Annotated in this window: 9 protein-coding genes; 4 read left to right on the forward strand and 5 right to left on the reverse strand. The window is 45.8% G+C overall.

Annotation, left to right across the window (positions count from 1 at the left end; translation table 11 throughout):
• On the forward strand, nt 1-411 hold a 411-nt coding region (locus tag KDK19_RS07535), incomplete at its 5' end, for a hypothetical protein (protein ID WP_257291669.1).
• Nucleotides 412-817: 406 nt separating this feature from the next.
• Here the strand turns inward: KDK19_RS07535 and truC are convergent.
• From truC to KDK19_RS07550, 3 genes are read right to left on the reverse strand one after another with little or no spacing between them, the layout of a single operon-like run.
• The gene (gene truC / locus KDK19_RS07540) at nt 818-1,576 is read right to left on the reverse strand and encodes a tRNA pseudouridine(65) synthase TruC (protein ID WP_257254455.1); all 759 of its coding nucleotides are present in this window, start codon (nt 1,574-1,576) and stop codon (nt 818-820) included.
• Nucleotides 1,577-1,608: 32 nt separating this feature from the next.
• Complete coding sequence (locus KDK19_RS07545; protein ID WP_257254454.1) at nt 1,609-2,529, reverse strand: SdiA-regulated domain-containing protein; 921 nt, start codon at nt 2,527-2,529, stop codon at nt 1,609-1,611.
• Between the two features lie 50 nt (nt 2,530-2,579).
• Nucleotides 2,580-2,930, reverse strand: coding sequence for a hypothetical protein (locus tag KDK19_RS07550; RefSeq protein WP_257254453.1), 351 nt, complete (start codon nt 2,928-2,930; stop codon nt 2,580-2,582).
• Nucleotides 2,931-3,425: 495 nt separating this feature from the next.
• On the opposite strand from KDK19_RS07550, the gene KDK19_RS07555 reads away from it, so the two are divergent.
• Nucleotides 3,426-5,156 (forward strand): hypothetical protein, encoded by a 1,731-nt coding sequence (locus KDK19_RS07555; protein WP_257254452.1) that lies wholly within the window; start codon nt 3,426-3,428, stop codon nt 5,154-5,156.
• 190 nt (nt 5,157-5,346) lie between these two features.
• Nucleotides 5,347-6,747 (forward strand): hypothetical protein, encoded by a 1,401-nt coding sequence (locus KDK19_RS07560; RefSeq protein ID WP_257254451.1) that lies wholly within the window; start codon nt 5,347-5,349, stop codon nt 6,745-6,747.
• 282 nt (nt 6,748-7,029) lie between these two features.
• Here the strand turns inward: KDK19_RS07560 and KDK19_RS07565 are convergent, their stop codons facing one another.
• Both KDK19_RS07565 and KDK19_RS07570 read right to left on the reverse strand, forming a co-directional pair.
• Nucleotides 7,030-8,253 (reverse strand): NAD(P)/FAD-dependent oxidoreductase, encoded by a 1,224-nt coding sequence (locus KDK19_RS07565; RefSeq protein WP_257281664.1) that lies wholly within the window; start codon nt 8,251-8,253, stop codon nt 7,030-7,032.
• A gap of 170 nt (nt 8,254-8,423) precedes the next feature.
• Complete coding sequence (locus KDK19_RS07570; RefSeq protein WP_257254449.1) at nt 8,424-9,086, reverse strand: hypothetical protein; 663 nt, start codon at nt 9,084-9,086, stop codon at nt 8,424-8,426.
• Nucleotides 9,087-9,331: 245 nt separating this feature from the next.
• Here KDK19_RS07570 and KDK19_RS07575 point away from each other — a divergent pair, with 245 nt between their 5' ends.
• Nucleotides 9,332-10,102 (forward strand): siderophore-interacting protein, encoded by a 771-nt coding sequence (locus KDK19_RS07575; protein WP_257281665.1) that lies wholly within the window; start codon nt 9,332-9,334, stop codon nt 10,100-10,102.
• Nucleotides 10,103-10,222: the final 120 nt, after the last annotated feature.

Raw genomic sequence — 10,222 nt, forward strand, 5'->3', positions numbered from 1 at the left:
GATCTGGATCTGGATCTGGATCTGGATCTGGATCTGGATCTGGATCTGGATCTGGGTCTGAATCTGAATCTTGATCTGAATCTTGTTCTGAATCTTGATCTGAATCTTGATCTGAATCTTGATCTGAATCTTGATCTGAATCTTGTTCTGAATCTTGTTCTGAATCTTGTTCTGAATCTTGATCTGAATCTTGATCTTGATCTTGATCCAGATCTGGATCTAGATCTGAATCTTTATCTTGATCTGAGTCTGAATCTGGCTCTGCGTCTGGAACAGAAACAGGAAGCGCTTCGTTTGAAAAACCACTACCGGATGATTCTAATAAAGTCATTTGACTGGTTGAAGCTCCATCAAAAGCAACATTCCATTTACTGCAACCGGGCTCCGTTCGAGGATCCCATCTTAGCTTAATAATCAAAGGTTTTTCTTCACACTGGCAAGTTTTTTCTGTGGATAAATAAACTATGCCGGGCATGGGCTCTTTGCCATTTCTTCTCGAGATGCCACACTGCCCATTTTTTTTTATTCTTACCCGGGCAATCACCCTTTTTTCTCTATACCGCTTGCCACATTGATCACATCGACAATTACAGACATCAAGACTAAGGCCACACTGCTTACACTTTTGATGACCTGATTTATCTACGACTATTTTAGCTTTATTAGTTTCGTCATATCCTTGACTGTAAAATGCTCCAAGCAATAGAAATACAAACGACAGTACACTCAAACCTGCTCTGAGCATAAAGCCTCCTAAAACAAACCGTTCAGGCAGACTAGATACTTAATTGAGATTAGTCATGGGGAATCGGAAAAATTACTCATCTTTTCGATAAAATGATTTATTCCATCCAAAGCGAGTCATCAGATCAGAAAAAACATCATCCAGCGAAGCAGACAAAAGGAGCGGTCGATGAGTAACGGGATGACTTAACTCCATGTCGGTACAGGACAGTAGTAATCTTCCTGCTGAAAAGTATTGGGCAAAATATCGATTATGAACCCCCTTCCCATGCTTGGCATCGCCAATAATCGGGTGGGCTATGTGCTTCATATGTCGACGAATCTGATGCTTCCTGCCCGTTTGGGGCCAGACCCTCACCAACGAGTAACGGCTGGTTGGGTATCTTTCGATGGCAAAAGGCAGCTCAACAGTCGCTAGTCTTTCATAAGCGGTAACTGCCTTCTGGGCTGGTTTGTCCTGACGAGCCTTGCGGTCTGTCATTTTATCCAGCTCTTCTTTCAGAGGATAATCAATCACACCAGACTCTGGCACATACCCCCTTGCGACTGCTAAATAGGTTTTCTTTACCAACCCCTCCTCAAATTGTTTTCCAGCCAGTCGGGCAACCTCCGATGACAGGGCAAACAGCAAAACACCCGAAGTGGGCTTATCCAGACGGTGCAGTGGATAAACATGCTGGCCTACCTGATTTCTGACGATCTGCAAAGCAAACCGGGTTTCATTCCGGTCAATCATAGATCGATGCACCAGTAGGCCCGATGGTTTGTTCACCGCTATCAGCCATTGATCCTGATAAATGATTTCCAGTGTTTCTGAAGTCTCTTCCGACATGCACAACTTCTCAATATCAAAGGAGGCTATTTTTATTCGGACACGATGTGCTTCTTGAATACGAAGAGGTAGTCAGGCTCCCCGACAATAAACACAGTTCCCTGCCTGTCCATGGTAACCCCCTCTGGCTGTTTAATCGTATTCTTCAGTCCGTGCCAACCCTTCTCCAATTCCATAACACTGACGGTATCTCCATTCTCATCCAGCTCTGTCAGAGAATCGGACTGATCACTGAGCACAACAAAATGCCTTGAAACCGTATCGTAGTGCATACCTGACAGATCCCGATTGAAAAACCTCAGGCTTTTTTCCATTTCCTTTTGCTCTGTAATCACCAGCTTTCTATCCTTCCCCTGCTCGGTGAAACCATCGATACGAAAAATCCGGATGGGATCTCTCTCCTTGAGGACATAGATCGATTTTGTCTCTGGATCCCAGGCAATCCCTTCAAAACCTTTGTTGCCCCCTTCTCCTATGCCAAAGGTAAAACTGGGGGCATTGGAGAAGTCTATCTCATTCGAGCTCGTTTTAATGTCCACCATCAACAATTCCTGCTGACGTTCGTTCACAATGATAAAACGATCTCCATCAGCCCAGGCAATGCCTTCTACGTCAGCATTAAGATTGGATGTCAGCTTTCTCTTAAGGTTTCCATTCCGGTCGTACTCAAGCACATTAATTGCAGAACCTCCTCCGGATACAACATAAAGGGAATCGGTGACAGGACACCACGTCACTCCGGAGACCTGGTCTCCTGCATCGGCAAGTTTCAGAGGTCCTGCCGCTAACTCATATTCATTCAGCCCGATGGCATCCTCCCGCTGTTCACGGGTAATCGTATGAGACAGGTATTCATTGTAGAGTTTGTTATCGATATCGAAATAGTTGATAGCGATCACGGCCAGAGTCAGAATGATAATGATCCCGAGGGAAAGTTTTTTGGAGTGCTTCATAACGAGGGAATACGCCAGTTTCAAGGAGCCTGATGATGGGCAAAAAGCTGTTAGATCACCTCGAGATCAGACAAGTCAGCTCTCATAAGACTATCGGTACCCAGATCGAAGCCCGCCACTGAAACATGAACATCAAACAAGCTTTTCAGGGCTCTGAGATCTCTCAGCTCGGGCCAGCGACCCCGATCTTCTTCCCAGGCAGACAGTTCGTTTTCCATCATGTCCCGGGCATGGTTGGCTAGTGATGCTTCCAGACCTTCCTCCGTTTCCTGCTCATCCAGCAGGTAGGAGCCACCTTCCAGACTCCAGTCTTGCGGCAATTCTGTCCCCAGTCCTTTTGCCCAGTCAATAAAAGGCTGTCTGGGCTTCAGGGTTACAACACAGCGATTAATAAACTTCATGACTTCTACCCTAAAAGTGCAGCTCTATCGGACTCTGTGACCGCTTCGTATTGCCTGATGAGCTGCCATTTCCGCTCAAGGAGAATGATTTATGAGGCTTTAATACCATCAGTGCTTCACAAACGCAGCATTATGCTCCTGGTAGATACAGAAAATCAAACAGTGGGAATCAAACATACTGTCAGCACAATGGCCTGAAGCCAAGACCCACTGGAAGGTATGGCACCAAAGTCAGACGGTGGTGCGCCACCAAAAAAATCAGCACAGTCGGTTTTGCTGTACACGGAATGAAAACCCGGCAATTCTTGTCTAAATTGTGCGATGGCAGTTCCAGACTCCAGTTTCCGGAGTCTTATTGCTTCTAACCTAATTCTACCAAGGGCTGGATGCGATCTGATTATCAAGCACGAAAAACCGCAGAATCAAGTGAGAACAGATTCGCGATTGTCCATGAAATTGCAGTAAGCCCAATTCGAAACAGTGGAGAAGTTGTTCATGAATCTTTTGTTCAGCGCGAAAGGCTTTTTGCTTCCTTGCGCCATTGTGCTGTTATGCCTTTCTGTTAAGGTTTCAGTGGGTCTTCAAGGAGTGACTTTATCTCTATCTATGGTTGAGCCTGTTCTGGCAAAAAGCGGAGTTGCGGTATCTGATGAAGGTACAACCATTCAACTCGGTAACAGAGTCATTTATCTGGATGACTTAACCCGGGATGACGTGAACTGGATATGGCAGTCGTTCTTGTATGGAGGTGTCATGTCGGCCATATTTTCTACCATGGCTTTGAGTTATGGGTTTTATTTTCACCATCACTGGCTCAATTCCTGTTCCATTGCGATATTAGGTACGGCAACGTCAGCCCTTCTTTATACGGATGCGATTCTAACCCGATTCAGGTTTGGATATGCTTTAGTTCGGAATGTTTTTTCTCTTGATTATCCTATGCCTTATGCCGCCGTTGCCTGCTTAGTGCTGACAAGAGAAGAGCACAACCAGAATAATCCCCTGCGAACATACGTTAGTCCAAAGCTTTTATTGCTGTTACCGCTGGTAAAAATTCTAAGCTTGTTGTTCTTTGAAGATAAGGGTAATACCAAAACCCATATGGATTTGACCATGGCAGGACGCGCAGCCGGTTTGTTCATTATCTATACCGGACCATCTCCTATGAAGAGGATTTCTTACAAGCTGGAAAGAGCAGGGGTTAGCGAACTCAGTGCAGACCATGATGGTTACAGCGCTCTGGCAAAAGCTATGGATGAGAATGGCCTCAGCGCTGTCTATATAGCTCCATCATTTTTTAAGTTCTTTCCAATGCCTTCGTCTAAGCCGGACGGCAATCAAGTGCCAGAGTATCTTGTTGCACTGGCCTTCATCTGTTTTCATGTGCACGATGGTGATGAACTGGTATACGGTATGCTGGTCCAGAGGGCTTCTGATTTGAAAAAATCGGAAGTTTTTCCACCTTATCTGTTGTCTGCTTTTTCTAATTCTTATAATCGCTCGGCTATCGTCAAGGCTCGAACGCTTCTTGCCCCAGTGTTTCTTGAAGAAGTCGCTCAGTTTCTCAATGAGTATGGCAACAATAAAACTGTCCAGACTAAGGATATAGCAGGAAATGTCCTGCATTATTACTTTTATAACAGGGAAAGCCGGGGGGAGGTTGCTGACATACAACACACTAAAGATACTTCGTATTTCACTTTTCCCGGTTCAGATGGATTCTCTGAGGCTACTATCACCTGGAGCAGCCAGATTGATGGACAGCAAACATTGGCTCTGGATAGTGGCTGCAATGAGGATAACAGCTGTGTATTTTCTCAGTATAAAGTGCCTGCATGGGTCAATAAAGTGTTAAGTATTCAGTTGGCTTACCTGGGATATTTTGTCGGTTTCAACTGGGCCCAAAGCGCTGTTAATGCTGTCCGTTCAGGCAAGCATGTATTACCAAATTTTGAAGCTACGGATTACAACGGTGATGAAGACCGTTGTCCAGTCTGTATGCGTCCATCAATAAGCAATGAAGAGGGTACCTTTGATGGACTCAATGAGGATGAGCCTGTCGCGTTACTGAACCTGGCATGCAAGCACCCTATCTGTGCAGATTGTCAGAACCAGTTGATCCAGAATCAACTGGATGACAACCTACTCTCTGCCTGGAAGTTACAGCGCTTTGGTGTTAAGTGTCCAACCTGCAACCAAAAATCCTCTTTCACTCTGCTACCTTAAGTTCATGTATCTGAAAGGTGCTGTTCAATTCAAAAGTGGAAGCCCTCCCATCAAGGGGTTCAGAAGGAGCAAAAAAAATTTTGTCCTTTCTCCCCAAGGGGGTTGCTGCTTTTTCACTTTCGAACGAACAGCGCCTACCTGAAAAGTGTCTGCTTTCTTGGGGTGGTGTAAAGAGTCGGGGGTAGCGAGTTTGATTTCTTATAGGGCTGATGCATTGTTTTATTTTGCCATGGAAAAAATACTGGTGTTGTTTTTTATGTTGGCTTCCTGCTTTTCTCTGGCCAATGAAGAGGTCGGTTTTTATCCAGACAATAGTACTGCTATGGCTGTGTTTGAGGGCGTTCAAGGGCACCCCTCTGAAATCGAAAGTGCATTAAAAGAGCAGGGTTTGGATAATTTAACTTTTAATGGAGAGGGCAGAAAAGATCTGGAAAGAATCAATAGTATTTTCAGTAATGCAGTCAAAGATAATGATCGATACGGGCTTGCTCTTCAGGATTTTAGAGATTCGAGTCGACTTGATGATGTCTTTTATGATGAAGGAGGGCTGCATGCAGCAGACCATTTGATCGATGAAGCACTTTATGATGATCCTGAGTTGTTGCAGACTGTTAATGAGGCCTTGAAACAAGGGTTCTCGTTTTTGCCCCTGGTTTACTCTCAATACAGTACATGGTGGCACTTATATAATAGCGTCGGGGATTTCTATCAGGTTCTAAAAGACAGACTGGCGGCTATGCAGGAGCAGCCAGTGCAAACCGTTGGAAAAAAGTCTGATCAATCAAGTTTCCTGAATTGTTTTTTTTCTGGAAGTAAGTCCCAGTGCTATAAACCTGAAATGCTTAGCTATGCCATTTCAGGTATCAGCGTGGCCTGGCTATTATATACAAGTTATCGACTTCTTTATGTCTACAGAGATCTCAATGTACCATCCGCTGCTTTTGTCGCAGTTACTCTGGCACTGGGTACTCTGACTTCAGCCTGGTGGGGGGAAAGTAATTCGATCTACGCTATTTTGGCTGTTCAGGCACTTCGGGGCTATTTCCTGGTAAGCGGTCATCATCGTGAATTGTTCAGCTCTAATAAACTGGTCAGAATTTTAGTGGCGTCTTATTATGTAAGTTCGGTTTTGAGTTCGATAGATAATCTACGCAATATTGGCTACTGGTCTGCTTTCAGGAAAGCTAATTGGCCTGCATATTATTTCTGTACCACATTGGCTGTGACCTCAGTTTTGGCTTACATCAGAAATATTCGTATTCCTGAGGCAATGCTGGTGACGGTGGGAGTCTCGACTTCAGCTTATCTGGTGACGGCATTTGCAGCCCTATACGGTGCTCAAAATATGCAGATGGAACACTGGCATTTGCTGCTTGTATATGGCGGTATGATTATAAATTCCATGATTGAATCGGCAGGAATGTACAATGTTATCCCTCAATTGACTCAACAGTCTGTGATTGCCTTACGCTATGCCTACTCTTTAACAACACCTGTTCCAGATGTTGTGGAGGGTTTTGATCCCGTATATTACATGGTAATGTCTATTGTCGTGCCTGTGTTTTATTTGCTAAATGTCCCGGTTCTGTAGGTATTGCAAAGCAAAAGCACTACTGATCTTGCCCAGCCTCGCGGGAGCCTGACCGAGAATAAGAATTTTAGCGCAGGCTCATCCGCCCTTTTTTCGACATGATCAAAAAATAATCGGGTATTAGGCGTTTTTTGATCAGATTTTACGTTTTCTGCCCATCCACTTGCCTTTATGCCACCATTTTTAATCTTTTTGCTTCTTCAAAACGAATCAATCCACTGGAAATCGATTTGGCAATTTTTTTAAAAGCAAATGTGCAGTTTCTGTTGTCTCTGCACAAAATCAAATATATTGTCCGGCACAGTGGCCTGAAGCCCAGGCCCACTGGAAGTTAAAGCCGCCCAGCTGGCCGGTAACATCGAGAACTTCGCCAATAAAGAAAAGCCCCGGCTGAATGCGGCTCTCAAAAGTTTTCGATGAAACTTTCGCAGTGTCTACACCGCCCAGCGTGACCTCTGCTTTTTTATAGCCTTCTGTACCAGAGGGTTTCAATGGCCAGTTTTCCAGTGCAATAGCCAAGTCTTCAAGCTCAGTCGGAGTATATAGTGCCACCAGCTTTTGACCATTGTCAGTTAATAATCTCAGTTGACCCTGCACACACAGTGCTTGAGACAACCTTTTGGTCATATGTTCAGACAAGATAGTTGCAGTCTGAGCCTTGGGTCTCTGTTTGACACAGGACTTAAGCCAGTCATGAATATCTGTGCCGGGAATCCAGTTGATGGAGACCGTATCTCCCGGCTTCCAGTAGGATGAAATCTGTAAAATGACCGGCCCGCTGACACCACGATGAGTAAACAGAATATTTTCCCGGAAAGACTGTCCATTGCAGCTGGCCACCACTTCTGAGCTGACGCCGGAAAGTTCTATAAAGTGCTTCAGCCAGGCTTGATCCATGATGAAAGGCACCAGTGCAGGTTTTTGCTCAATCAGTTCATGACCAAACTGTTCCGCTATCTGATAGCCAAACCCTGAGGCTCCCATTGTCGGAAATGATAAACCACCGGTTGCCACCACCAGTGACTGACAGGAGAACTCACCGATATTGGTTACCAGAGCGTAATCCGAAGAGTCATTGAGCTTGATTGATTCAACACAGGCTCTGGCTCGAATGGTGACGCCGGCATCCCGGCACTCACTGACCAGCAGATCGACAATGTCCTGCGAACGATTGTCACAGAAGAGCTGCCCCAGCGTTTTTTCATGCCAGGCTACCTGATACTTATCCACAAGCGCCTGAAAATCCCACTGGGTGAAACGTGCCAGGGCTGACTTGCAAAAATGAGTGTTATTCGAAAGATAATGGGCAGGTTCTGTATAAAGGTTGGTGAAGTTACAACGTCCTCCCCCTGAAATAATAATTTTTTTGCCGATCTTGTTGGCGTGATCCAGAACAAGAACGTTGCGACCCCGGTACCCAGCTGTGAGCGCACACATAAGACCCGATGCACCGGCTCCGATAATAATGGCATCGTACTTAGACTGTAGGGCTCTGGTCAGGGGCATATTCAGTAGATCTCAAATAGACAGGTAAGAGTCGATGAAGCCATTAGCATTGTTACTGTGATAGGGTAAACAAGCGCTGTAAACAAACCAAGGAGCATATACCGACTACCAATAATGGTTTGCCCCTTCTTCTGTTTCTTTCGGCCCGGACTTCAGACCGATATTGCCTGTCAGGGGGTTTTCAGAATACCCAGCACTTTGTTCAGGAACATTTTGGCTTCCTGAGGGCTGACGCTCTTACGCAGCTCAGCAGGGATCATACGCTGGTATGCACGGGCATTGGCTGGACGACTAGCTACCAGAGCATTTACCATAGCGGGCTTGAGCAAACGCTGCCCAGCAGGAGTGCTCGGGTAAGTTTTACGAATAGATTGAACATCGAATTCAATCAGAGCTTCAGCCAACGGGCTACTCACCACTTCAATAACTACTTCTGGCTCAGCTACCACGTTTGCTACCTTGGCTTCAGCTATTACAGGCTCAGCGTCGCCAGCTTCTAACCGGGCGTCTTCAGAAGCGATAAGACCATTAGCCGTAAGAGCCCGGGACAGCTCTTCACACATAACCCATACGGCTTCACCTGCTTCGTTTTTCTCATCAAGGGCAACAACAGAAGCACCAGTGCCAGCATCTATTTCCAGGAACCCGGCAATACGCTTGCCCAGATTGTTAATGATCAGGGATGCACGTTTAGCCCCCGTCAGAGCAATCACATGCTCAGCACTAGCGGCACGTCCGGGCAGAGAAAACCATGCTGTCAGCAGTTCAATGTCTTGAGGACGAACAGCTTTATTATTGTTAAGGGCCTTCTGGAACGAATCTTGGGTGATCAATGGCTTAACCTCTAGAAAAAAACCAACCATTTTTTCAGGAAACGATAAATTATCAATCCTTATATTTGCGGATCTTTATGCTTCTTCTCCTGAGCGCAGAAGCTAGGCACAGGTTTCACTCCATGCCGACTCATTTTAAAACATAAGGCAAGCAATGCAGGTAGTCTCTGAGTATTACTTGAAATTGTCCCATACAGATATGATAATGATTCTCAATTATATCCTAAGATCCTTTGAGCACTTATATGGCAAGACCTCCTGCAAGAGAGCTATTTGTTAAGAGCATTGAGTCCCTGAGCCCTCATATGAAGCGGGTCGTCCTGACCGGAGAATCGCTCTCTGATTTTCCACCCGATCAAGCCAGTGCCTACATCAAATTAATTTTCGATAATCCTGCAATGCCCGGAAAACCACTACGAAGAAGTTATACTGTTGTTTCCAGTGATCAGCGTGCACGGCATTTAACGATTGATTTCGCAGTGCATCCCGATGCCTGTGACCAGGGGCCTGCTGCGCGATGGCTTGAGGATGCCAGGATTGGCGATCCGATTTCAGTCTCTGGACCCGGTCCTACTAAACTGGTCGATCTGGATGCAGACTGGTTTGTTCTGGTCGGAGACCTGACCGCACTACCAGCTATTCGTGCAAACATAGAGATTTTACCCGCCCATGCAGAGGGTTATGTAATTCTGGAAATTCCCCATCAGGACGACCAGCAATCTCTGCTTCTGGAAGCATCGCTGATCCCCAAGGGCATGGAATTGATCTGGGTTATAAATCCACACCCAGGCCAACAGAAGGAGCTTTTAAAAGAAACTCTGGCTAACCTGCCTCATTTCCCCGGAGATCCCTATTTATGGGCTGCCAGTGAGCTGAACGCTGTGCTGGAGATCAGAAACTGGGTGAATGAAGAATCTCTGGCCCCCCGCTCTTCGCGCTACATCAGTAGCTACTGGCAGCTTGGCCTTCCAGATGAAGCCCACAAGATACAAAAGAAAGAAAGACTGTCTGAGTAAATAAGTGTCTCTACAATCGGTATTGCCCGCTCAGGCATTTTTCGTTTGACTTCCGAGCACGCCCTCAGGGATGGTGGAAGTGTCGTTTATGCAGGAGCAATCAACGACCCTGCGGCGATG

This window comes from Endozoicomonas sp. ONNA1 (assembly GCF_024606325.1).
Taxonomy (GTDB): domain Bacteria; phylum Pseudomonadota; class Gammaproteobacteria; order Pseudomonadales; family Endozoicomonadaceae; genus Endozoicomonas_A.